This window comes from Bacillus cereus group sp. BfR-BA-01309 (assembly GCF_022664315.1).
GTDB lineage: Bacteria > Bacillota > Bacilli > Bacillales > Bacillaceae_G > Bacillus_A > Bacillus_A mobilis.
Genome location: NZ_JAKUHE010000008.1, coordinates 135,658 through 159,859, shown reverse-complemented (window position 1 = coordinate 159,859; position 24,202 = coordinate 135,658). Strand labels below are relative to the sequence as shown.

Sequence of the window (24,202 nt, the reverse complement as noted above, 5' to 3'; positions counted from 1 at the left end):
GAAGAACCTTTTAGAAAAATTGAAAAGCCCATACTTTCTCATACTATGGATCATGTAAACAAACTTCTCCTTCCTTTCCTTCACCTAAATTCCCCCGTCCTTTCTCATACCAATTCCTCAAAATCCCCTTCACATAAACAAGCGTTCGCTTATTCTGTTCAAACGCAATTTTAAGTGCCTCTAGTACTGTCTCTCCTGAAACTTTTTGTATCCACTCTTTTAATTCCTTCACGATATATGGAGATAAACTACTTATATGTTGTTCGTAAAAATTATAAACTTCACTATGCGGCGTATCCTCTTCTATCTCTTCTTCCTTCTCCTCGGTAACTACTTGTAAACTACTATTATCCTCTTCTTTCGGCATACCAAAATGCTGCAATAACAATGGAATCTTCCATTCTTCTTCAAGACATGTACGTAAAAACATATGTATGAATTCTTTACTTTTTACAGTCTTTAATTCACGTAACACACACTTTTCTACATTCGTATTTAAAATAGGGTTATAGTGTAGCCAATTTAGTATGTATAACTCTTTCGTTTCTACATCGTATAAAATCTTTCCATATGCAACAAACCTATTTAACAGCTTCTCAACAGTCTCCATACTGTAGCCTGTTTCCAGTTCTGCTAAACGCTTCGGTAATATGTAAATTCCACATTGCTGCGTTTTTGTACCAGTTAACAAATATATGTAAAAATAACGCTCCTCTGGCGTTAAATCTAATATAAATTCATCTTGCCAAAAGTTCACCTGCACATTACGGTACACCGCCATATATTTACCTCCTCCTTTTATTTTTAAAAAGGCAAGTTTCAATCCTTCCATATACATATAGGAAGGAGGGCTTGGTTTTTGCGTTTGAATTCCAAATTTTTTTAACTACTACAACGACGGTTTTATTTTTTCGCGCTTTTTTGTTCTTGTAGTTGTTTTTGTTTTGTTTTTTCTTAGTGATTTATTACTTGGTAGGTGCTTATAAGGGGCTTGGAAGGGGCTTCATAGGGGCTAATATAAAAAGGAGCTGTTCCAAATTCTCATTTTGGATAGCTCCTTTACCATTCTTTCTATTTTTGACTTGCATCTAACATCTTCACTAAAAAGGCAGCTGCCTCATCACGAGTTGTTGTACCTTTAGGGTTAAACTCATTATTTCCAACACCAGTGACTACCTGTAAACTGTATAATCGTTGAACAGGCTGTTTGTATGTGATCAAATGTTTATCCCTAAATGGTAATGCGACTAGTTCACCTGTAACACCTTTATACTGTAATGTGTTGTCAATCATGATAGATATTGGTGTATTCGGATCAAAAATCCCACCGCCACAACCGCTAATAATTCCTGCACCGCTACGTATGTTTATACCGCCACCATTTACGACTAACTCCATGCTAGGTTCAGCTGGATTAAATTCATTTGAATCAAATAGCTCGCTTCTTTCATTTTATGTAATTCTTCTGATTCAGAATGTTAATGCTTATATTCTTCCAGAAGAACTTTCTCATTTTCTAATACTTCTGCCTCATTAATTTGCATGTAATCTGGAGTTTCTAGATTGAAATTCGAATAACTTAAACCGCTTGTTCCACGTTCCCCTTGGGCAATACTAAGCTGGTCAGTATGAGATTTGTTTATCTCTTCTGCTAATATCGCTAAAGGTGCACTCCCTAACATTACTAAACTTGTTGATAGTGTGATTACTCGTTTTTTAATATTCATTGCTGTATGAAATACCTACACAGTTCATGTAAGCATCCTAACTTCCTTTTATTTTCTCATTCGTGAAAGACTATGAATCTACTATGTATAAAAATATGTTTATTCCGCCTTTTTATAAACATTTCATTTTATCCTCAGCAGGCGAATTATAGTTTCTAGAAAATTTCTTAACAGACATTATTTCATAACCAATTGCAAATGTCGTCAAAAGCACTTACCCTCATACACACTACTCCTTCTCAAAAATAGATTAGGATACTTTTTTACTGATTTTCTTCAATCAGAAGGAACATTATGATTTTTCATAACTACTATGTATCTATTAAATAAATCTTGTTTCTTTGTACTTGTTCTCTTTGAAAAGATTAACATTTTTACATTCTTGCGATAATATAGATGTAACTTTTTATATTGAAGGGAGTTTTATTTGGAAAAGATTGCTCATATCGATAGCTGAAATAAAGAAGACCAAAAAATGATGAAGAAAAACGAGAGTACATTCGATATTCATCAGATGGGATATATTTTGAAGAGCTAGAACTAACACCACTAGAATGGCTTGAAAACATAGTTGAACTATTAAAACAAACAGTACAAATTTATTAGATCATACGTTAAAGGGGATGAACGAATTGTTAGATACGATTGTTTACGATAAAGCGAAGTACCATTATCAAGGTGATTTTCCTGAGGACTTACCAATTGATCAAGCTTTTGTACATACTGGTATGTTTTTAGGATGGATAATTGAACATCATTTATGTAGTCAAGAATTTGAGGAAGAGTCTCAAGACGAAATTAAACAGTTTAAACTTAGACAAATGACTGGCACAGAAATTTATATGAACTGGGATGGCGTTTTAGCAGACGACATGTTAAATGATGAGGGCAATCAATTCGTAATGTACTACTTTAACCATGACGAGGACTGGAAATATATAAATGATTACAGTAATGTTTTTATAGATGAAGGCGAAACTCTCTACCATGTGCAAGATACTTTGGAAAACTATTTCAAATTAAAAGAGGTTATTGATAATAGCTATAATTTTTGGAAAGACAACTTACAAAATAAATAATTATAACAAGTCGATTTCTTATTTTAATAAGGAATCGACTTTATTAATAGTAACCTTAAATATTTTTTATTTTAGCTTCTATTACAAATTCCCTTTAACATTTTCAACAATCTCATTTATCGTATTCCGATCAAACTTATCACTAATTTCGTATGGCTCACGGTCTCTTACTAATTGTACGCCTACGATATCATTGCGGTCCTTACCAAATTGCACTTCAATAATAGCTCCCCGCTCTACTTGTTTCCAAACGAGACTTGCTTCATCTTTATTATCTAAAATAATACAGTCCTCAATATTTTCATCAATACCTATTAACTTGTTGCCATCTATAAATCCAACCTCGTATTGTTGACGTTTTTTCGCTTTGCTGCTTACTACTATACCTTTGCTACCATATGAGTAATCCTTATAATCCTTTTTCTCCGATTGTGCCGCCTTCGTCTCTTGCGCTTTAGTTTTTTCAGCGTTCCCACAACCCATGATAAGACTAATTGGCATCACCGTAGTTAGTACTACTCTAGTAAATTTCTTTATCATTTATAAGCAACTCCTCATACTTACATTTAAATTCCATTTATCAATTTATTAAATAATAACATGATATAAAATAGGCAAAGCCAACGATAAAATATTAGTTGCATTCCCACATTTTAATTAAGGACCAGGCCATTTAAACCTAGTCCTACATAACTTTACCTTTGCTTCACATATTTAATTGTATTGAATGAAGCCTCATTAAATAATCGTAAGTTTTCCCCATCATAATCTTGAACTTTATATGCTATTTTCTTTTTTTGAATTGTATCTTCTACACCGTCTACTAAACGTTTATTGAGATGTAAATAGATTGTAAAAGCTTCCTTATCATATTCCCAAGTGCCTTCAATATAATTCTTTTTATTTGGATACTCACCTTTACCATACGTTTCAAATGTCTTATCACCTTTTAGAATGAGTGACATAATGAAACCGTCTGTTCCTTTGAATCCCCAATTACCGATTAATTCCGTACCATCTTTCACATTCTTCATAACGTTATCCGTATTAATTCCAGCTTTCTTATCTAACTCTTTCAAATCTTTCACAGATACTGTACCGTCACCGATTTTAATATCTCCTTCAAGATCTTTGAATGCCTTAAGCCAGTAAATATCTCCTTCTTTCACTAACTTTTCGGATTTCTCCATTAACTCTTTATCAGTTTTATCACCTTTTTCTCTTTTTTCTTTTCGGGTGAATACTTCATTTATTAAAGAAAAAGACTCTCTAAAATAACCAATTGCTTTTTCAAAATCCTTTTGTTGATTTACATACTCTGCAGGCGGATCTATCGACTCAAATTTATCTAACACTTTATTTAATTCTTTCACACTATCTACTATATCTGATTTCTTTTTCTTACCGTCAAAAACCTCTCTCGTAATGTTGTTATGCTCCGTAAACAACTTATCAAACTCTACCCCTAATTTATACACTTTATTAGGATAGTCTTCCTTTGAAACTTTTTCTTTCTTACTATTAGACTTCGATTCTTTTACTTTAGACTCTTCTGTTTTCTCCTGTTTAGAAGTGGTCGTTTTCTCAGACACTCCACAACCAAATAACAACATGACCGGAACTGCTACCCCTAGTAGTTTCTTTACATTCATGACTAATTTCCCCTTTTACTTCAATCGATTATTCTTACTATACCCAGCCTCTTTTTTTATCTTGTAATTAAAGTTACAATCGCAATAACTCCTAGAATCGGTCCCCAATATTCCATTTTTATAAAAAATAGTGAATGCTTTTTGTTAAACATAACTTTTTCACCAGTTTCGGCATCTATATAAACTTTCCCATTTGGCTTATTAATATATTTTCCTAAATACCAAGACATAACCCCTGATATAATAAGCATTATTGCCATTGGCCAACTATGGTCTTGAAAATATGTAGCGTCCCCCGTTATAGATCCAAAGATAACCTTACCCAAAAGAGTATTAATAATTACAATAATTGCGACTAAAAAACCCCAACCAGACCAAATAATCATCTATTTCTCCTCCTAAAGCGCACAACTTTGTACCTTATGTTAATTTGAACTGCAAACGAAAACATCTAACAAACCGAATATTCAGACATGAATAATTACATTTATCCTACATTCGATTCTAACTTTAGTGTTCTAAATGCAAATGAACCAGACATAATTTGTAATATTGTTGGAATAAGTAAAAAGAATAATGACATAAATAACATAACTATAGGAATCACAATCATACAAACTCCATAAACTTTATTATTAACCTTGTTTACTAAACATGATAAAATAAGCAACCCTATTTGAACCGTTAAAATAATAGAGTAATAAGCTAAAAGTTCATAATCAAAACCTTCCATAATATTAAACGCTACAACTATTAATAGTATGGAAATAATAATTCCTATGATGCCACCAATTAAACCTAGTACGAATTCAAGCGTTCTTTTCAATACAATCCCCCTTTTATGAGCCACTAACAACTTGTATATTTTTCCCATTCATCATCATACCAAATATTTATTGGAAAAACTATACATACTTTTCATTTTTCCTTACCTTACAGTGACCTACTTACCATTATAGATAGCTTGTAGTAGTTACAAAATTAAAGTCTTCAAAATCACTAACTGGTTTCGATACCTTTAGAAAGTAGACATACCTCTTGAATACAATTAGTATTAACATAAGAAATATGAAAGACTTAAAAAGGCTCTTACATGAAGGAAGGAAGGAAGTGCACAGCTATGGACTTTAAAACAGTTATGCAAGAACTTGAAGATCTAGGTAAGGAACGTACGAAAAAAATATACATATCTAACGGTGCCCATGAGCCAGTTTTTGGCGTAGCTACAGGTGCCATGAAACCAATCGCTAAAAAAATAAAATTAAATCAAGAATTAGCTGAAGAACTTTATGCCACAGGCAACTACGATGCTATGTATTTTGCAGGCATTATTGCCGACCCAAAAGCTATGAGTGAATCGGATTTTAATCGTTGGATAGATGGGGCTTATTTTTATATGCTATCTGATTATGTTGTAGCAGTAACTTTATCGGAGTCAAATATTGCACAAGACGTTGCTGATCAATGGATCGCAAGTGGGGACGAGCTTAAAATGTCTGCCGGCTGGAGTTGCTACTGTTGGCTTTTAGGAAATCGCAAAGACAATGAATTTTCCGAAAGTAAAATTTCCGATATGCTTGAAATGGTGAAAGATACAATTCATCATTCTCCAGAACGAACAAAATCCGCTATGAATAATTTCCTAAACACGGTAGCAATTTCATATGTACCACTACACGAAAAAGCAGTCGAGATTGCAAAAGAAGTTGGTATAGTTGAAATCAAACGTGATAACAAAAAAAGCAGTTTGCTACATGCTACAGAGAGTATTCAGAAAGAACTTGATAGAGGAAGACTAGGTTTTAAGCGTAAGTATGTAAGATGTTAAACAGATTCGTATCTGGGTGTCAATTCGAGAAAGGTTGACACCTTTTTTTATTGAGATTATTCGACTATTAGATAAGCTCAATGACTTCATTAATAGATTTACTAAACATATCAGGATCTTCATTTTTCATTTCCAATAATAGTTCTTTAATGCTACTTGTAATGGATAAATCAAATTGCGAAAGTACTTTTCCATACACCGTTCTTATTTGGAGATTATTAAGTATTCTGTAATGTATAATCTCTACCCAGTCTTTAGCGCCGCTCATCATCGACGGAGCAGCTGTAGCAATACATTTCAATCCCTCTTCTATATGATTTTCATATAAGCCCTCTATCCCATGAATCAAACTAAACATCACTTCAGGTTGTTCAGTATCATCATCAAAGACTAAACATAAATCTGGAATAATAGAAACATCGTTACACTCAATCACTCGTATGCATGACTCATTAAACTCTTGTATCTCATTTTCATTTTCTAGCAAACGGTTATCATATAATCGATTTAAATGTTCTTTAGTATCCAAAAGAGATTATCCTTTCTTTTTTTCATCTTCAAAATATTCACTGTCCCGATAGATCTTTATCATAAATTCCATAAGTAAATCAGCTATTTTATTTTTAAAGTAATATACAGGCGTTTATTGAAACGTATTGAAATTAAAAAGTAATATCCTGATAACCTACTTCAATTACCTTGTATTTGATCTCTTCATAGAAATTGCTTATAGTACAAATTAGCAACTCTGTACAAACTACCTGTACGGCATAGAACCAATAAATTTTACCTCTAAACCATCAAACATATCTTCTCTTTTCGCTTCATTATATTTAAAATCATAAAGAACAATAGCAAAGTTAATATCTTTCGCTAAACTATCTCCGTTTATTAGCTTTTTTATTTTAGGAGTGATTCGTTCACTGTAAGAAAAATCACTTAAAATATGTTCAACGTCCCTTTTATTATTCTCATAAAAACAAAATTCAATATTATCTTCATCATAATAACCGAATTCAAAGCTCGTCCCAAAATTTGAATGAACTGAATCACCATCTATCGTGTAATCTATATCGACATACTCCTCAAGATTTTGGAGTGATTTAGAAATTCCAAACCAAATTGAAGCCATTCCACTATATTCCACTTCCCCCCCCTCTAGCCGGTCTATAATTCATATAAACATTCTTCACTTTACTATTTTTGTAATCTCAAACTAGAAATCAACTCATTTAAACTATTCGAAACCTCCATAGACAACCCACGTTCGAAATCCTCCAATTCGACTTTGCCACTTACATTATTTAAAACAACTAGTAAACCATTTCCTTCTACTCCTATAGGAATCTTATCTAGCTTACGATAATCTTTTTCATATCCTTCTAACTTACCTTCAAAATTCTCCAATTCTATATTTGGTAATACAGCTTCTAAACTAATATAATGGTCACCGATAAACCCATCCAAATCAGCGAACCAATATGAGTTAAAATAGTGATAAACCGAATCATGAAACTTAATCTCGAACCGTTCCTCAAGTATTCTTAAATCCGTTTTAATATATTTCTCAACCGGTTTCCATGAAACTTCTTCTTCCTCTATTTCACCATGATATATAACGAAATTGACTTTTTCGTTATATGGTGTTTTAAATAAGAAATTCAAACCTCTATCAAAATATTCTTTTCTTAATTTAAAATATGTACTCATAGCATTCTTCACTATCACCATACTCCTCTTCAATGCACCATACATTTTCTTTTTCACTTTCAATTATTCATATAAGTTCTCAATTTCAATCAACCAAAAAGATCCCTTTTCCATACACTTTTCATCAATTTTTTTCAATTCTTCCTTCAACCAACTTATTGTACACTCTGGTATATTATTATCGATAAAGGCATCCTCACCATTTATCTCTACTGCCCTATCGATCATTTTTGAATATACTAATAAACATTCTGCAAATTGATGTATAGAAGAATTCATAAACACTTCATTATACTCATCACTATTACTTAGAAATACTATTTTTTCTTGTTTTTCAATTATACAAATTGGATCTCCTGAACTTGTTGTTCCTAAATACCAATATTTTCGAAACTCTTCTGGCATTTGAAATACATTTATAATAGACCTTACGAAAGACTGAGATGAAGTAAATTCTAAATATGGTGGCGGTGTTTCCGGTAAGCCTCCTATAGACAAAAATCGTTTCACTTCAGCTGAAAAGTTTTTGTTTATTAATTCTTTTTCAGGAAATGTAATGAGTGGGCCATCTTTATTAACATCCCATTTCTCTCGAAAATCCTCTGGTAGTATCATTTTTTCACCTTCTTGATGTATTTATATCTTTTAAGATTTAATTGGGCTACTAGTTGTTTTTTACTTTTCCACATAAAAAATACCTCCTATTAAAGCTTTCCGTTAAAGTAAAAATCACTCCTTAACAGGATGCCATAGAATGTTTTATATTCATCACATATATCGTTTTCTTATACGACTACATGTCCATAAAAATACTTTTTACCAATCTTCCATTCTTTCTTTGTTAGAACATCGATATATGACATCAACTCTCTATTTTTTTCATCTGTTATTATCGTATCGTATTGAATGGGACATTTGATTCCACTCCAAATTGATAAAACGGAAGGTATAGTAACAACATTATAAGTAGTTCTATCTCTTAAAGAACTCATAACTTCCGAAACTAACTCCTTTGCCAAATCTCCAGGAAAAGATAGTCTATTACGATAATAGTATTCTTGCGTATCGTTATTTTCGATAAAAGCAGAATAAGCTTCATTAAATTCTTCTAACGATACTTCATAATACTCGTCCTCAATTCTAAGCATCCATGAAAGTTCATTTCTTATAGCTTTTTCAACAAAGGTATCTTCCCACTCTTCTAGTAATGCTAAAAGATATGGTACTACATGATATGAAAGAGTTTCACTAGCACTTACTACAAAATTATGAACTCCATCCTCTGAAGCACTTGAAAGGAATTTCAAATTATTCGTTTCTAATAAATCATCGTGAGTAGCTACTGAACAAAATAGTCTAGTACATAAATGTAAAACAAGCTCATTTCGAGTACTATTCATAAGTTCAATTAGTAACCCCTTTACGGAGAAATCACCTAACTTTAACAATTCGTTAATTAAAATAAAGCATTCTGTCTCTGTTGCACTATCCCTTAAGTTAGACTTAAGAGTTTCAATTGTATGAGTAGAAACTTCTCCATACCAAACATCTTTTTTTAGATGCTCTAAATCCATCATTCTCCCGCCTTTTATTACTGCTTACATTTATACGAACCATTTCATATGAATAATATTATTAATCATGTAACTTATTTAAAAACTCCGTAAAATCATTAGCAATATAGAATACATTTTCTCTCGCTACTTCCTCTGCTTCCTCAGCCGTAATCCCTTCGCTTTCCATCAATGTTTCCTTTTCCCATGCCCCCTCATGTTCCCAAAAGACGACAATTGGACCTTCTTCATGATTTTTATAATCAAAGCAAATTAAATTTCCTGCTGGATCAAATGCGAATGGCACCAATGCACTCGGTAATGTGTCATTGTAGTCATAGAATACCTCAATAATATTTTCATCATCATCCATATCATAAGTTAGTAATGTACCAAAAACTTTTCTCTTCCCCTCAATTTCAAATACTTCTGGGCTAACATGTGCTCCGTTATTCTTCATTACACATTCTATATAATCTAAAGGAAAATGAATGCCCAACTCCTTTTCCACATTCTTTACATTTTCTCGCAATAAAGGCTTATCTGGTAATCTCCATTCCACTTTATTCATCTCGCACCATCCCTCTGAATTTCCTTAATTAATTACTACACATCTAAAACAGTTATAAGAGACCTTAATAAATTACATTTAAAATCTTATTTATATCTGTCATACAGTCTTTCACTAAATCGTAAAAACCAACATGTACATTATCTTCATATACCCCAAAAAGGTCTGTTCCATATGGTGCTTCAAATATTTCTAGCATTTGAGGTGCAATTGAAGACATTGATTCTGCATTAATTATGCAAAAGTTTTTTGGATTGTTTACATATTCATCATCATCCACTTCTGAAAAGATGTTCCAACCATTTAATTGAGAAATAGAACTTTCTTCTCGAAAACTATATCGAATAGGTACTCCATTCAAAACATTTCTAGATACAATAAACCCTCCATATGCATCATTTCTATTTGTCATGTTCATACTCCTTTACAATATTAATAAGGCAATACTATTACAACTTCTAAAGTCAGCCAGTTCAAAATCACAATCATTAAACACTGCCCCTACTAATCTCTTTATTCTTAGCCTTATCCCTTTTACAATCTTTATTATCTCTTATCCATCTTACGCTTTATGTATGCAGCAATTTCTGTTCTCTTGTCTAATTATGTCTCTTACATTTGCAGAAACATGAACTATTCAATCGAAGATTTATAAGCAACCTTTACATTTTTTAATCCTTCTATTACATTATTTATTCTTATCGATAAATCTTTTATTTCCTCTACTGTCAATTCACCTTCTGCCTCTTGAAGGTTAAACATACTTAGCCTCTTTGTTATACCTTTAATACGTCCAACAAAAACCATATGATGTTCGACTGCTATTTCGCCTATGGCAGTATCAACGATAACATCTTCAATCTTTCCTAAATTATCAAATTCATCCGCTAGTTTTGCTATAGCATATCGATCCCCTCTCTCTTCATCTAATAACTCTTCATACGCCTCCCGAATTGCATGAAATAATTCATTATACTCCCAATCTTTCATACATCCTCCCTCAAAAAAATCCCCACGCTTATGTGAAAATAATCTTTCAACACAATTATGAGGACTTCCTTATTTCATTACTATACTTTATACATTTTATTCGTTAGAATCTTCGTATTTCAATTTATATACTCTATCTCTTTTCTCATCACTTTTGACAAAAATAAGCTTTTCTTCTTTAACAAAACCTTCTAACAGTAAGCATACTTGCCCGTATGCTTTAGGCTTATTCGTTGTGAATCTCTCATCTGATATTTTACCAGCTCTTATTAATTGTTCGCATAACTCAAGTGCACTTATTTCTTCACAATTAATTAATTCTAAAATATCCTTTTGTAAGGGCGATAAAGGTACGGGAATCTCAGCTACCTCCACCTTTTCTCGTTTGTTTTCTTCTTCAAATAAATCTTCGAATGAAATTTGATTCATACTTCTTTTCCTTTCTAACGATTGATTTGTATAACATGAACTGAATCCTATAGCGTATGTATTATTATGTTACCTTTTTTCATAAATCCCAAACTCATGTACATCGTTTCATATAGTATATTTCGATTATACCAAATATACGTTCTGTTTTCTATTGTAGAATTCGTTATAATAGGGATGAAAGTAATAATGAACATTTTCTCGTTGTTAATTGTATACTCTCTGTAAAAAAATAGAAATACAATCTGTAAATTTGTATAATAAAATAGTACGAGTGAAATTTTATTATAGAAAGGTTCTGGTAACATGTTAGGTATTCATGTTGAAAAAACAAAAGATGAACTAATTATTTCATGGCAATTCTCTAAAATTCATATTCCATTATGTGAAATCACTGAGGTAACGGAAGATAATACATATGCTGGTGTTGAAGAAAAAAGCGTAATCCGAATTGGAACAGCATATGGTACAACTGATCGTATTTTAATTAAGACAGTAAAGCAAAATTATTTATTATTCACTACTAATAGAGTAACCATTTTAAATAAAATAAAAGCTTAATTGTTTTTCTTTCTATATTTAAATGTTAAACACCTACATTCTATTATAGGAAACGCTAAAAAAGATTCGTTGATTACTCCTGCTCCGAATTCGGAAGCATATGATGAAACTATATAACACAAACACCCTAGCTCTTCGCTAGGGTGTTCTTAGTTCTATCTATAATACAGTATTTCTACACTTCTTATTTATTTTTATGAACTCCTTGTAATTGACTAAGAACCTCATTGGCAGTCCTCTCAAATCTTTTAGGGTTATCAGCAATAATTTCATTAAGTAAATTAATTATCGTTAGTTGTATATCATGATTCATTCCTACAAGTACTTTAGCATACTCACTTCTATATAAATCATTATTTAAAATTCTTATGTTTAGTAGCATTGCCCACTCTTTTGCACTCTCAACCATTTTTGGTAAAGCTTTAGGCATCTCTGTTAAATATTTTCCCATTTCAAAATCTTCAATAAAATGAACTAGACCAAACATAACTTCTTCCTCTTGTGTTTCATCCTCAAATACTATACACAACTCTTTAATAAGCTTCTCATCATCACAATCTGCTAAGTTTTCTAATACACTGTCAAACTCTTCACATAACTTCACCTTCTAATAAATATTCAATCCTTTTTTAGGCTAGAATTACACAAAGTTATCCTCAATAGTACGCCCCATTACAAGGATTGGTTTCAAATTGCCCATTGCTTTTGGCGTGCTATTCAAATATTTTTGGAAGCCACTCTAGCTAGTATTAACCATATGATTTATCTAGATTGATATTTTAATGAAATATATTAAAGCTATTTTCATGATCCTACACGCAAACTTTAGAGTTATTTTATAATTAAAGTATTAAATAACCTCTTTACAAATCAAATCAACTTTTTCAAAATATTGTTGTGGTTGTTTCTCACTTATTTCTTTCAAAATTTTAATAACGCCTTCTTTATTTGTAGTTTTAGCCTTCTTCAATACATTAATAAATGGAATAATAAAATCATCTGAGGCTAGAAGACTTCTATAGAATCTTTTAGCACAATATTTAGCTTGTGGCAAAACAATGCTTATCCCTTCAATAATTTTATTTAAACCATCTTCAACTCCATTTTTTTCGATTATATAAAAAATCGATTCAATTAAATCACCAACAATCGAAGGTTCATCTATTTCATCATGAAATACACTGCACAAATCAATAATTACTTTATTATCTGCCCTTTGCAATATTTCATTTAAGATTTCCTCAAATAGCTCAATACTATCATCTTCATGGTCCAGAAAACGTATTCTTTTTAAAATAAATATCTTTTTTTCTAATGACATTTATTACCCTCCATACTTTGAGTAGAGTTTATTGAAGAGTTTCAAAAAATTTATAGTTTAATAAGTTGCCATAACTTCATAATAGCTCTCCTTATTCTCAAGCATTGTACAAGAACTATTTTTTGCTTTTTGTAAAAAACTTCTCCCTTATTTTATCACTTCTTGTTTTTCCTCTATCACTATCTGTTAGTTAATTCTTTGGCGATTGTTTCAGCTTTATGTAATTCTTCTAATAATGTATGTGGATAATCATTGTGACTGTCCATATATGCACGTACGCCACCCACAATGGTTATTCCCTTAATATCCCCGTTATTCTCTAATATTTCTAACGCTTTCTTATATCTTTTATATATTAATTGTAAAATACCACTATTAATATCTTTCACATAGTCTTTCTCCAACTTATGTATCACGACTTTTACTTGTTGAATTAACTGCCTGTTCTTGTTCACTATGTCCTCCTATTTAATTATCATAAATTTTATTTCTATTTTTCACCACTCCAACAATGGCCTTTCCTCAACTATTACTTGTATCTAGTTCTATACATATATTCCTTAGTAATATTTCGTTTACCAACCAGCATGTTACTAAGAAAAGACCCTCTTTTGAAAAGTCGAATCAAAAGAGAGCCTTTCTTTATGACTATATTTCCTATCCATATCTTCTGTCTAAAAGACTATTTAATTATTATGCATTTCTACGTTTCATAAATAATATTGCTCCAAGAGTTAATAACAAAAGACCGGCTCCGACTGAGAACCACATAAAGGACGTATTTCCACCTGTAGCTGGTAATGTTCCAGCTTTTGACGTTTTTCCTGTTTTAGGTTGTTCTAAGTGCGGCTTTTCCTGCTGCGGTTTTCCTAAATTTTCCGCTTTGAACTTCACTGTATGGCCCGCATCTTCAATATCAACGTTGATTGCTACTAAAATATCATCTTGATATAGTTTTTCAAATACTACTACTTCTTTACCTTGTAGTTTAGAAGCATTAAATGTGAAATCAAGTGTGATAGAACCATTCTTCTCTTTTGCCGTAAACTTAGATTCTACTGCTACTTCTTTACCATTTACTAGTAAAGGTTTCTTTGTTGCTTTATCCATTAGTTTACCTTTTGCAACATATTCTTTTCCTACGATTAAGTCTTTGTATTCCACTTTATCTTGGATCGTGACAGATTCGTTTGCATACATCTCTTTTCCACCGTCTGCTTTGTTTGTTGCGGTTGTTTTGATTGTTGGTTCTACGAATCGGACTGTTTGCCCTACATCGTTAATGTCAGATTGAATTGCCACTAAAACACCGTCTTCATATACCTCTTCAAACACTACTACTTCTGTTCCTTGTAGTTCTGCACCAACGAAAGGAAAGTCTAATGTTACAAAACCATTCTTTTCTTTTGCTGTAAACTTAGCCTCAGCTATTACTTCTTTTCCATCAATTAATAATGGTTTGTTCATAACTTTGTTCATTAATTTACCTTTTACAACATATTCTTTTCCTACGATCAAGTCCTTATATTCTACTTTATTTTGGATCGTGATGGAATCTTTTGCATGCATCTCTTTTCCACCGTCTGCTTTGTTTGTCGCTGTTGTCTTGATTGTTGGTTCTACAAATCGAACCGTTTGCCCCACATCGTTAATGTCAGATTGAATTGCCACTAAAACACCGTCTTCATATACCTCTTCAAACACTACCACTTCTCTTCCTTGCTGCTCTGCACCAACGAAAGGAAAGTCTAATGTTACAAAACCGTTCTTTTCTTTTGCTGTAAACTTAGTCTCAGCAGTTACTTCCTTTCCATCAATTAATAATGGTTTGTTCGTAACTTTGTTCATTAGTTTACCTTTTACAACATATTCTTTCCCTACGATCAAATCTTTGTATTCTACTTTATCTTGAATCGTGATGGAATCTTTTGCATACATCTCTTTTCCACCATCCGCTTTATTTGTAGCTGTTGTTTTGATTGTTGGTTCTACAAATCGAACTGTTTGCCCTACATCATTAATATCAGCATGAGTTGCCACTAAGACACCATCTTGATACAGCTCTTCAAACACTACTACTTCTCTACCTTGCTGTTCGGCACCAACGAAAGGAAAGTCTAATGTTACAAAACCATTCTTTTCTTTTGCTGTAAACTTTGTCTCAGCCTTTACTTCTTTTCCATCAATTAATAACGGCTTATTCGTAACTTTGTTCATTAGTTTACCTTTTACAGTGTACTCTTTACCAACAACTAAGTTAGTGTACTCTACTTTGTCTTGGATCGTGATAGACTCCTTTGCATGCATCTCTTTTCCGCCATCAGCTTTGTTTGTCGCTGTTGCTTTCACTGATGGAATCTTTTCAATTTCTGCGCTAGCCTTTGGTAACATTAAGTTAAAAAAAAGAGATATGACAGAGAGTAAAGCTAGAATCCTAATTACATATTTCCTCCCCATATTTACAACCTCCTGTTTGATTTACATTACAAACATTTAAAATATTCTTACCAAACCACAATTCCATTATAAAACAAATAATTACATACTTTAACATTTTGTTTAATTTTTTTAATTTTGATTATAAGGTTTTACCAATAATTCGTTGTGACATAAAGCGATCAACCACTTGATGGTTGTAGGTTTAAAATAAAGTAAAACTTTAGTTAGTAAGTTTTTGTTCATCCCACACCAATTATTAGCCTTTACTTACCAATCGAGCTTTTACGGGTAGCCTGACTCTCACCTCACTTCTTTACTCTAGCAGAATTTGGAGATGAAGTTTTACTACCTACAAATAGCAGGGTAAATATTGATTATACACTTGGAGTAAAGTTTCATATTTTTTTATTATTTTTATAAAAAATTTGATTATTACAGTAACTTTAGTTTACGATATTCATATCTACTAAGATTTGGAGGTTAAAAGATGATAAGAAATGATAAAGAGTTGAAAACCCAATTGAATAAGTTAATTAGCGATCCTGATTTCTTGCGCTTACAAGAATCTTTTGAAAAAGAAAGCTTGTTTCAATTATTGGGTTTTGGACACCGCGAAACGATGCATAGTTCTTTTATCAGTTGGTTACTTTCACCAATGTCTTCATTGAATTTAGGTACTTTCCCACTGAAGCGTTTTCTCTATTATATTAGTGAGGAAAATATATCAAGTAAGAAAACCGGTTTTAATTTTGCTTTAATTGAATCGGATCCATCACTTAAACTAGAGGAATTAGAAGTGGCAACTGAGGTAGCAGAGTCTGTAGTTATTCCAGAAACAAACCAGGAATTGCGGGCTCGATTTGATTTATATATGACAAATGATTCAATGAGAATTATTGTGGAAAATAAGGTATTGGCACGAGAAAACAAAGACCAGACTGAAACCTATACGAAAATCTTAAAACAGATGGAGGACTCGTATCAGTATGAACTAAAGGTCTTTTTGTCTCCAGATGCCACGATAAAACCTAAATGTCCCGAATTTATTCAAATTGATTATCAAGGGCTATATGATTTTGTTATATTGCCTTGTGTGAATCACCCAAAAATTACAACAGCAAATAAAAATATTTTAGAGGAATATATCCATAATCTTCGCATGGTCTATAAAGGAGTGAATAAACCGATGGCAAGAGTAAACGATGAGTTGTGTGTAGCTATATATGATAAATATAAGGACGTATTAGATGAGATATTCGATGCAGTTAAAAATGAGACGCCTGAAGCAAGAAAGGCCAAAACGTCTTCTCCGACTCGTAAATCAAACATTTCTTGGAAAGAGGTATATTCAAGACTAAACGAAGACGAAAAACACCTAGAGACTACTTATGGTGGTCCCATAACAAAGGCAGAAATCGACTTAACAAGTGGCAAAATCCTTTTTGAAGGGAAAGAATATAGTAGTCCTTCAGCTGCTGCCATTGCGGCAGTAAATTATGTTAAAGGTGATGAAAATTACACAGATCGTTACAATGGATATGCGTTATGGAGTATTGTGTATCCAAATGGAGAAAAAAAGAAGCTGTCTGTTGTACGTGATGATATCTCTTTATCTTTAGCTCAAGAGGAAGAAGATTAGAATCTTTCCTAACTATCGAAGTATTACCCGAAATTGTAAAAATGCAATAAAGTTATTTAATCTTAAAACCTAAAACGAGCATAACACCTTGCTAAACTTAGGGCGTGGCTATGCTTGTTTTATTTTCAATATAAAACGCGTCACTGTATTCATAAATATAACAATACGTACCATCATTATTCTATTGGGCCCATAAATTGTGTAATGAAATAAACATGCTCAATAAGTTTAACCTTTTGTAAGTTTTCTACTTTTTCTGATCCACCTAATGCAAGTAACGGTGTGTAACCAAAACATTCATCAATTTCAAGACTTCCGTACCTGTGTATTGCCTGCTTGTAAGGCATCCAATCCAATACTTTCTCTAGAAAATAGTCATCTTTCATATTTTTAAAGAAAAACTTAAATTTTCCACCTGCTACATCTACCGTACCTCTTCGATACTTAAGTAATAATAAATAGTTATTTTCCCACACAAGAATATCTCCCATACCTGTTGTAAAAACCGGGATAGCCTCTTCATAACGGATATAACTTCCCTTTAATATATCTAAATATTCTTCTGGGTTTATCAACCTTAAATATCCGTTTAACATACTTCCAAATCCATATTGTTTCCATAAATCTATTATTTGTTCAGGAACTTTACCTGTATACTTTTCAACAATCTCTTGCGACGGCTTATCGAAACATATAAAATCACTTATCTTTTCCATTGATTTCTCCATTTTCTACTCCCACTCATTATCTATTTAACTAAGATATAACTATTACTGTACCCCTTTTAAAGGTTATTATTTTTCACTTCCTCAAACCACTCATCAGCAAAATCATCAGCCGTTTTTATATCATCATTTGTATGGATTAAATCATACTCATATTCAGCTTTAAACTTACCACTCTTAGTATCGTATATTAATTTCATCTCAGTTGGCATATCTTTTTCGTATTCTTTGCATAACATTTCAATTCTTTCGATATCTTCACTTATAATTTGTAGAACCTGAAACATTCGTTCCGGAGATACATCATATCTTTTTTCTCCATTTTTCAATGCATCATTAACCTTGTGACACTCTACATATTTATTGTTAATTAAATAAAAGAAACTACTAGAAATCATATCTTCTTCACATGAAGCGTACACATATACTTTATCAGCTCTATTTTCAACATATTCCATACATATAGATATCATATCAGCTTGCAATTCACTAAACTTTTCCTCAAATTCTTTCATACTACTTTTTCACCCCTTAGATTAAAAGTTAAATGGCAACGTCTTGATACCCCACCTCATTTACTTTTTCATTTAGTAAACGTATTCCTAATCCATTCTCTGTATCCCACGTACAATCGAAAGTTATCCCAATATCTCGCTCTTCATGAATATCTCCATATGGGACTACAATTCCAACTAAAGTGATTCTCCTATGTAATTGGTCAATTGTTTCGATATACGGATAATTTTCATTAAATCCAATATCATACCCTAATTGTTGACGCTCTTGCTTGTAATAGTCTAAAATCGCTTGTAAAAAACCTTGCTGCAGTTGTTCCCAATTTTGCAACAATGAATTATAAGCAGTATATTGTCCTTCATCAAACTTACCGTCTTTTTCACCTTTCACTATCAATGCTATTTCAACTTCTTTTCCACAAAATTCAACGGTAATGTCCTTAACCCATCCATATGTATACTCAATCTCACCAAAAACTGCATCATTTATAATCATTTTTAACTCTCCCCATTTACTCTCTTGGATCCATATCGATTTCTCTAATCGTATGAAAGTTACCCTCTAACATTAACTGTTTTTTCCAGTCGTTTCTATATTCAGTATACTACTATCAATTGCTAATTTTTCAATAAGTTTTTCGCCTTACCGTATGGAGATCTTTCTACTAATATATAAGGCAGATTTTTGTTTGGGCTTTATAAAAAATCCAAGCATTTTCTGCCTGTATCGCTCCATCATCGTGCCTGATTGTTCCCTCTAAAGTGAAGAGGCACTATTAAACTTTCTTAATATACTCATACACTTCTTTAGGTTTTATATTAAGCATGTGGGCAATCTCCGTTATTTTCTTTCCTTCTTCCTTCATCTTTTTTACTTTTATCTCCATTGTTTGCTCATATTCTTCTGCAATATCAAATAATGGACTTAATAAAGAGTGCCATATTTCAAAATCAGTAAATTTATTTCTTTCCAAAAACTCATTTAACAATATATCCAATTCTTTAGTTAGTATCATTCTTTTACCTTCTAACACTTGTTTCTCAGTTAGAAAATCACCTATATCTTTCATAAAATTAATAAATGATTCCATGGAATCTGCAAGAAAATCACCACCACTCCAACTATCCATTCCGTGCATGAGTGAAGATATAGGGTATCCTTCCTCACTTAAGTCAATAATAATTGGATCTCCACACATAGTTTCATATGCAATAACAATCCAATTTGCATCCCAAGTATCTTCCTCATCGGTTACAAGGGAGTTTCCATCGGTGTCAATGCTGTATCCTACTTGAAATTCATCTAATTGCTCAAAAGAACATACATCAAAATTTACATACCCTCTAATTTTTTTATGTTCTAAGTTCATAAGTTCTAAATTTCTCTTAATCTCTACTTTTTGATGATAAGAATTAAATTGTATCATTGTCATTTTTACTACATCCTTATTCATACTTTATATGTATTCTTTTGTATCTGGTTGTTTACTAACAAACTAAGCCAAGAATATTAATAATAGATATTGTTATTTTTTCTTTGCTGTATTCCCTATAGCTATTAGAAAACAAATTACAATGAAACTATAACACCAAATTCTCTACATGTTCTCAAATGTCTAATAAGATCTTCACACCAACATTATTTACTAATAACTCGGTTAAAGATGGTGCAATTTTAACTGCATCCTCCATGTCCAAATTTCCAAAACTGTTATAGTATATACCAAAACCATCTTTACCTTGTAGATAAATTAATGCACCCCCACCTTCATCATCACCAATTGCGAGTGAATGAAGAAGGTAATTCTGCACTTTATAAGCTTCATTCATTTCTATGCAATCCGAAGCTCCCCATATCCTAATATACATTTGGTCATTAACATTAATTTCAACATTTGAAGCAAGCTGAATCATTTCTATATATTCTGTAGGTACATCTATTACTGAGAAATGCTGAAGCGCTTTAATTTCTTTTTCTTTCGAAAGAGGTTCTTTATTATCGACTGTATACATATCACTGATGTTCTGTAGTATGTTCATTAATAATCGCCCCTTTCATACTTAGCATATAAATCTCCGTATTTACAGTCAAAATAAAGTAATCCATATCCGAATATGTATTTGCAGGACTACTATGTCGAAGGTATAAATACATTGTTTATAAGATCTGTGAAACCTCCTTTAATATTTCATCTTCCTAACTTAGAAACTCCCAATATCATTTTAAAATCCTACAAAACCATTACATTAAATTTCTAATCTTCATAAATTACCGATCCTATATACTTAAAGTTCCTACCATCCAGTTTTGCTTCTTCAACAAGTTCTCCATACTCAAAATCATATAACCTAATGACAGTATTGTATTGTTCTTCTAAATTTTCACCATAAAAGTCTATCAGTTCACTTATGATTGATTCAGAATACGAAGCATTCTGTAGTAATTCAGACAAAGAAGATGTAACATGTTCATTATATGTACATTCTAATAAGTCTTGGTTATACTCAATGAAATCTATTTGAAAATCAGTCATAAAACGCGAAGGAATCCTATTCCCCTCATTATCATATTTTATTTCTACATACTTTCTTAACACCATTTCGCTAGTACAATTTCCAAACCAAAGAGAAACAGCTCCTGGACTTTCCATATTAATCCTCCTTTCCAATTTTTCTATGTTCTAATGGTAATAAATCAGGCCCACTGTTTCAGATATAATGTAATCAGCTTCTTAAATTCTTTTTACGCAGCTAAACCTTTAACTTTTTAAAACTTTCAGATACTTAGTATTCTTCGGATTCCCAAAACATCTACCTTCTGATTTTGTATTGGCAATACTAAAAAATTCTTTTGCGGTTTCTAAATCACCTAATTCAAAAGAAACTTTCCCTGCAATAAATTCCTTGTCACCGGAATCTATACGTGCAAATCCAGTTAAAAATATTTTATCTGCCCACTCCTTTGCTTTTTTTAAATCATTTACCATAAAACAAGTGGAGATAATATCCTTAACTAAATGGTAACTCTCTTCACAATAAATACCTTTAGGGTCAGGGATTATATCCCATGCCTCTTCTAATAACACAATAGAGTCATTATAGTTACCATTATGAAATTGTTCATTGCTTTTTTCCAAAAGACTTTCGAATTCTTCTTTTATATGTGATTGTAAAATAGCCATATTTACCCTCCTCAAATCATATCCTTAATCAATTCAAAATACTTATCATCCTCATTAAAAAAGAGTTTATAGCCGTCTAAAATGTAAGCTCTTAACAGATACTCCTTAGCTTTATCAAGCTCCCCACACTCGAATAAACTCTCTCCAAGTCTCAGTAAAATAAATGGATTTGCAATACCATCCGGACAGTTTAGCGCATTATATAAATTACTTTTTGCTTTCTCATACTCACGATTTAAAAAATAAGTATCTCCTAATGCTGTATAAATCCATGTACTTGTTTCCCAATCGGTCTTCGGTAACGGAACCAAATCCAGAGCAGCGATATAGCTCTCTATTGCTTTATCATCTTTTCCTTTTTCAACAAAAGCATCTCCTTCGTTACATAACTTTACAATTCGGTCATACACTTGATCGTTGAGTTCCAATATAAATCCCCCCATAATTATTTATTTGGTGGCAAGTAGTTTTCATTTAACTTTGTACCTGCGAATCGATTTAAACTATCATGATCTAATACATAATTATTGGAGTCTAACATCCATTCTCTAACCTCTGGGGACTTCGCTCCATAATATCTACCTGTATGTACTATTCCACCATGAAACTGAATCACTTCAATGAGCCATATCTGCTTGATCTAGAGGATACCATTTATTATCACTTGCCATAAATTCTAGTTTACCATCACTTTTTGTACGGATTTTTGATGAAATTGAATTTTCCATTCTTTCTATTTACTTCTCTACCCATATTGTAGCCATTCCCAGGCGTATTCCTCATTAGGTCGATGCCATTTTCCATTTGCATCTTGATAATAGCCTTTAAGTACATTACTCGTACCCTATGGAGCACACTCATGAAAGTTTACTAAACATGGTAATTTTATAATTTAAACCTTATCACCAAGATGTTTGTCGTTCTCGTGGACAAATACTATAATAAAAACACCTTTACCTAGTTACGCTTCATAGCCAATTACAATCCATTCATCTACATAACCCCAAAAATCGATATTATATTTAGGCTTTAATTTTGCAGACCAGAAGGTAGCAGTGTTATCAATACAATTATTGTAATCTATAGCTACGTAACTCCCCATACCATTAGTGAAAAAGCCAAACGATGAATCTAGGTTGATTTTTATAGGCTCTTCTAAATCATCAATAATACTCCATTCAATATCCTCGTCCCCAAGATATGTTACTGATTCAAGTGGAACTAAGCCATTGATTCACTCGCATAGTAATAAAATCCATCATGAACATTTTCATAAAAACTTCGAATTGAAGCAGGTATTTTATCCCATGCATCCTCTAATTCTATGTTTTTTGTCCCTTTTGAGGATTACACCCTTCGTAATATAATATGTCTCCTTTGGAATTTCTTATTGTGTATAAAATCGAATAAGCCCCTTCTACATCCAGAATTTCAACATTTGTTAGATGTTTATTTAGATAAGAGATCGTATTCCGTAATTCAGTCCCTACATTTCTCCCCCATATGTTCAGAAGTAAATCAATTCGCCCTTTAATATCGTCATTATAAAACAGTTCTCTCCATTCAATTGGTATCTCATTATCACCCAGTCTACTAATTTCATCGATTGTTAATATTCGAACATTTTTATTGTACCTTTTTAAATAAGTAAGTTTTTGATCCATCTACTATCCATCTCCCATTTTTCATTGTTTATTAAAGTCGTTAATCTGTTTTTGTATCTTTCTTTCAAGTTCTTTTTCTTTAACCAGCATTTATTTGAGCTAACCGATCCTGCTTTATTTAGATTTTTATACGTTCCTATGTCACCTTCTCTTGGTAACAGTTTTTTGAAGCTACTTCTTTTACAATACTACCTGTTCCCTTAACAACACACCTTTCCAAGTTCGAGGTTCTACTCTGCATACTGAATACCCTCCTTACAGGCCACAAGAACTTCTTTTTACAATTTTATTAATTCATACTTCTACCCCTTTAATGAGAGAAGGTTTATTATCGAAATATTTCGCTAGTTTATTTTTAATTATATAATACTACCAATATATGTTAGCCTTAATTCTTAAAAATAATTAAATTTATAACATGCCTATGTATAAAAAAAGCACTTGTTGCCTCAAATAGACAATCAAGTGCTTTAAGTTTCATCTGTTTTTAAGCAGCATAAATTTGTAAGTTTTGTAGTAACAGTATGACACCTTTTATATGTGGTAACAACTACTACGTTAAAACTTACGAGTTTGTACGAATTCGTTAGTTTAATATGCATTCCATGGTTTATATT

The 24,202-nt window shown here is 32.0% G+C and carries 31 protein-coding genes and 3 pseudogenes; 4 read left to right on the top strand and 30 right to left on the bottom strand.

Annotated features, from left to right (window positions below; all coding sequences use genetic code 11):
- Window positions 1-43: 43 nt before the first annotated feature.
- Window positions 44-781 carry a DnaD domain-containing protein gene (locus tag MR115_RS16905; RefSeq protein ID WP_242242055.1) on the bottom strand — a complete coding sequence of 246 codons (738 nt, stop codon included), beginning with the start codon at window positions 779-781 and terminating at the stop codon, window positions 44-46.
- 290 nt (window positions 782-1,071) lie between these two features.
- Window positions 1,072-1,727 (bottom strand): annotated as a pseudogene (locus MR115_RS16900) (S-layer homology domain-containing protein).
- A gap of 632 nt (window positions 1,728-2,359) precedes the next feature.
- Between MR115_RS16900 and MR115_RS16895 the strand changes: the two are divergent.
- A complete protein-coding gene (locus tag MR115_RS16895; protein ID WP_242242153.1) occupies window positions 2,360-2,806 on the top strand; it encodes a DUF7832 domain-containing protein in 447 nt (148 codons plus the stop codon).
- A gap of 81 nt (window positions 2,807-2,887) precedes the next feature.
- On the opposite strand, the gene MR115_RS16890 is transcribed toward MR115_RS16895, so the two are convergent.
- The 4 genes from MR115_RS16890 to MR115_RS16875 all read right to left on the bottom strand — a co-directional run bounded on the left by MR115_RS16890 (window position 2,888) and on the right by MR115_RS16875 (window position 5,284).
- A complete protein-coding gene (locus MR115_RS16890) occupies window positions 2,888-3,346 on the bottom strand; it encodes a hypothetical protein (protein WP_242242054.1) in 459 nt (152 codons plus the stop codon).
- A gap of 155 nt (window positions 3,347-3,501) precedes the next feature.
- Entirely contained in the window at window positions 3,502-4,458 is a 957-nt protein-coding gene (locus MR115_RS16885) for a DUF3994 domain-containing protein (protein ID WP_242242053.1), read from the bottom strand.
- A 56-nt stretch (window positions 4,459-4,514) separates the two neighbouring features.
- On the bottom strand, window positions 4,515-4,844 hold the full coding sequence (locus MR115_RS16880) for a hypothetical protein (protein WP_098375286.1): 330 nt from the start codon (window positions 4,842-4,844) through the stop codon (window positions 4,515-4,517).
- A gap of 101 nt (window positions 4,845-4,945) precedes the next feature.
- The gene (locus tag MR115_RS16875; protein ID WP_063261426.1) at window positions 4,946-5,284 is read right to left on the bottom strand and encodes a DUF4064 domain-containing protein; all 339 of its coding nucleotides are present in this window, start codon (window positions 5,282-5,284) and stop codon (window positions 4,946-4,948) included.
- A gap of 294 nt (window positions 5,285-5,578) precedes the next feature.
- Between MR115_RS16875 and MR115_RS16870 the strand changes: the two genes are divergently transcribed.
- Window positions 5,579-6,286, top strand: a complete 708-nt coding sequence (locus MR115_RS16870) for a DNA alkylation repair protein (RefSeq protein WP_242242052.1) — start codon at window positions 5,579-5,581, stop codon at window positions 6,284-6,286.
- A 67-nt stretch (window positions 6,287-6,353) separates the two neighbouring features.
- Here MR115_RS16870 and MR115_RS16865 read toward each other — a convergent pair whose 3' ends face one another.
- The 9 genes from MR115_RS16865 to MR115_RS16825 form a co-directional block, all read right to left on the bottom strand.
- On the bottom strand, window positions 6,354-6,815 hold the full coding sequence (locus MR115_RS16865; RefSeq protein ID WP_063261431.1) for an Imm30 family immunity protein: 462 nt from the start codon (window positions 6,813-6,815) through the stop codon (window positions 6,354-6,356).
- 228 nt (window positions 6,816-7,043) lie between these two features.
- Window positions 7,044-7,433, bottom strand: a complete 390-nt coding sequence (locus tag MR115_RS16860; protein ID WP_242242051.1) for an immunity 22 family protein — start codon at window positions 7,431-7,433, stop codon at window positions 7,044-7,046.
- A 50-nt stretch (window positions 7,434-7,483) separates the two neighbouring features.
- Complete coding sequence (locus MR115_RS16855) at window positions 7,484-7,996, bottom strand: SecY-interacting protein Syd (RefSeq protein ID WP_242242152.1); 513 nt, start codon at window positions 7,994-7,996, stop codon at window positions 7,484-7,486.
- Between the two features lie 63 nt (window positions 7,997-8,059).
- Window positions 8,060-8,611, bottom strand: coding sequence for an SUKH-4 family immunity protein (locus MR115_RS16850; RefSeq protein ID WP_098881220.1), 552 nt, complete (start codon window positions 8,609-8,611; stop codon window positions 8,060-8,062).
- A 170-nt stretch (window positions 8,612-8,781) separates the two neighbouring features.
- Window positions 8,782-9,570, bottom strand: a complete 789-nt coding sequence (gene imm47, locus MR115_RS16845) for an Imm47 family immunity protein (protein WP_163094784.1) — start codon at window positions 9,568-9,570, stop codon at window positions 8,782-8,784.
- Window positions 9,571-9,631: 61 nt separating this feature from the next.
- A complete protein-coding gene (locus tag MR115_RS16840; RefSeq protein ID WP_163094609.1) occupies window positions 9,632-10,120 on the bottom strand; it encodes an SMI1/KNR4 family protein in 489 nt (162 codons plus the stop codon).
- 64 nt (window positions 10,121-10,184) lie between these two features.
- The gene (locus MR115_RS16835) at window positions 10,185-10,532 is read right to left on the bottom strand and encodes a DUF2185 domain-containing protein (protein WP_242242050.1); all 348 of its coding nucleotides are present in this window, start codon (window positions 10,530-10,532) and stop codon (window positions 10,185-10,187) included.
- Window positions 10,533-10,753: 221 nt separating this feature from the next.
- Complete coding sequence (locus MR115_RS16830) at window positions 10,754-11,110, bottom strand: Imm3 family immunity protein (protein ID WP_163094611.1); 357 nt, start codon at window positions 11,108-11,110, stop codon at window positions 10,754-10,756.
- A 96-nt stretch (window positions 11,111-11,206) separates the two neighbouring features.
- On the bottom strand, window positions 11,207-11,539 hold the full coding sequence (locus tag MR115_RS16825) for a DUF3895 domain-containing protein (protein ID WP_063261438.1): 333 nt from the start codon (window positions 11,537-11,539) through the stop codon (window positions 11,207-11,209).
- A gap of 306 nt (window positions 11,540-11,845) precedes the next feature.
- Here MR115_RS16825 and MR115_RS16820 point away from each other — a divergent pair, with 306 nt between their 5' ends.
- The gene (locus MR115_RS16820) at window positions 11,846-12,100 is read left to right on the top strand and encodes a SunI/YnzG family protein (RefSeq protein WP_000900623.1); all 255 of its coding nucleotides are present in this window, start codon (window positions 11,846-11,848) and stop codon (window positions 12,098-12,100) included.
- A 184-nt stretch (window positions 12,101-12,284) separates the two neighbouring features.
- Here the strand turns inward: MR115_RS16820 and MR115_RS16815 are convergent, their stop codons facing one another.
- The 4 genes from MR115_RS16815 to MR115_RS16800 all read right to left on the bottom strand — a co-directional run bounded on the left by MR115_RS16815 (window position 12,285) and on the right by MR115_RS16800 (window position 15,878).
- Window positions 12,285-12,704 carry an Imm30 family immunity protein gene (locus MR115_RS16815; protein WP_242242049.1) on the bottom strand — a complete coding sequence of 140 codons (420 nt, stop codon included), beginning with the start codon at window positions 12,702-12,704 and terminating at the stop codon, window positions 12,285-12,287.
- Between the two features lie 246 nt (window positions 12,705-12,950).
- On the bottom strand, window positions 12,951-13,421 hold the full coding sequence (locus MR115_RS16810) for an Imm30 family immunity protein (protein ID WP_163094613.1): 471 nt from the start codon (window positions 13,419-13,421) through the stop codon (window positions 12,951-12,953).
- 179 nt (window positions 13,422-13,600) lie between these two features.
- On the bottom strand, window positions 13,601-13,876 hold the full coding sequence (locus MR115_RS16805; protein ID WP_061679930.1) for a hypothetical protein: 276 nt from the start codon (window positions 13,874-13,876) through the stop codon (window positions 13,601-13,603).
- Window positions 13,877-14,114: 238 nt separating this feature from the next.
- Window positions 14,115-15,878: a VaFE repeat-containing surface-anchored protein gene (locus MR115_RS16800; RefSeq protein ID WP_242242048.1), complete on the bottom strand. Its 1,764-nt coding sequence runs from the start codon at window positions 15,876-15,878 to the stop codon at window positions 14,115-14,117.
- Window positions 15,879-16,347: 469 nt separating this feature from the next.
- Here MR115_RS16800 and MR115_RS16795 point away from each other — a divergent pair, with 469 nt between their 5' ends.
- Window positions 16,348-17,499: a PD-(D/E)XK nuclease family protein gene (locus tag MR115_RS16795; RefSeq protein WP_242242047.1), complete on the top strand. Its 1,152-nt coding sequence runs from the start codon at window positions 16,348-16,350 to the stop codon at window positions 17,497-17,499.
- Between the two features lie 176 nt (window positions 17,500-17,675).
- Here MR115_RS16795 and MR115_RS16790 read toward each other — a convergent pair whose 3' ends face one another.
- The 11 genes and pseudogenes from MR115_RS16790 to MR115_RS16745 all read right to left on the bottom strand — a co-directional run bounded on the left by MR115_RS16790 (window position 17,676) and on the right by MR115_RS16745 (window position 23,585).
- The gene (locus tag MR115_RS16790; RefSeq protein ID WP_046958102.1) at window positions 17,676-18,215 is read right to left on the bottom strand and encodes a T6SS immunity protein Tdi1 domain-containing protein; all 540 of its coding nucleotides are present in this window, start codon (window positions 18,213-18,215) and stop codon (window positions 17,676-17,678) included.
- A 68-nt stretch (window positions 18,216-18,283) separates the two neighbouring features.
- On the bottom strand, window positions 18,284-18,739 hold the full coding sequence (locus tag MR115_RS16785) for an immunity protein YezG family protein (RefSeq protein ID WP_242242046.1): 456 nt from the start codon (window positions 18,737-18,739) through the stop codon (window positions 18,284-18,286).
- 28 nt (window positions 18,740-18,767) lie between these two features.
- Complete coding sequence (locus MR115_RS16780; RefSeq protein WP_098915031.1) at window positions 18,768-19,235, bottom strand: DUF2004 domain-containing protein; 468 nt, start codon at window positions 19,233-19,235, stop codon at window positions 18,768-18,770.
- A gap of 72 nt (window positions 19,236-19,307) precedes the next feature.
- A pseudogene (locus MR115_RS30065) lies at window positions 19,308-19,429 on the bottom strand (SMI1/KNR4 family protein); the annotation flags it as partial.
- 86 nt (window positions 19,430-19,515) lie between these two features.
- Window positions 19,516-20,172, bottom strand: coding sequence for an SMI1/KNR4 family protein (locus MR115_RS16775; RefSeq protein WP_242242045.1), 657 nt, complete (start codon window positions 20,170-20,172; stop codon window positions 19,516-19,518).
- Window positions 20,173-20,347: 175 nt separating this feature from the next.
- Window positions 20,348-20,779, bottom strand: coding sequence for an SMI1/KNR4 family protein (locus tag MR115_RS16770; RefSeq protein WP_242242044.1), 432 nt, complete (start codon window positions 20,777-20,779; stop codon window positions 20,348-20,350).
- Window positions 20,780-20,994: 215 nt separating this feature from the next.
- Window positions 20,995-21,390 (bottom strand): immunity 22 family protein, encoded by a 396-nt coding sequence (locus MR115_RS16765; RefSeq protein ID WP_063261444.1) that lies wholly within the window; start codon window positions 21,388-21,390, stop codon window positions 20,995-20,997.
- Between the two features lie 108 nt (window positions 21,391-21,498).
- On the bottom strand, window positions 21,499-21,921 hold the full coding sequence (locus MR115_RS16760; protein WP_242242043.1) for a hypothetical protein: 423 nt from the start codon (window positions 21,919-21,921) through the stop codon (window positions 21,499-21,501).
- Between the two features lie 11 nt (window positions 21,922-21,932).
- Window positions 21,933-22,349 carry a tetratricopeptide repeat protein gene (locus MR115_RS16755; protein WP_000422368.1) on the bottom strand — a complete coding sequence of 139 codons (417 nt, stop codon included), beginning with the start codon at window positions 22,347-22,349 and terminating at the stop codon, window positions 21,933-21,935.
- A 17-nt stretch (window positions 22,350-22,366) separates the two neighbouring features.
- Window positions 22,367-22,537, bottom strand: coding sequence for a hypothetical protein (locus MR115_RS16750; RefSeq protein ID WP_161940840.1), 171 nt, complete (start codon window positions 22,535-22,537; stop codon window positions 22,367-22,369).
- Window positions 22,538-22,882: 345 nt separating this feature from the next.
- Window positions 22,883-23,585, bottom strand: a pseudogene (locus MR115_RS16745) (SMI1/KNR4 family protein).
- Window positions 23,586-24,202: the final 617 nt, after the last annotated feature.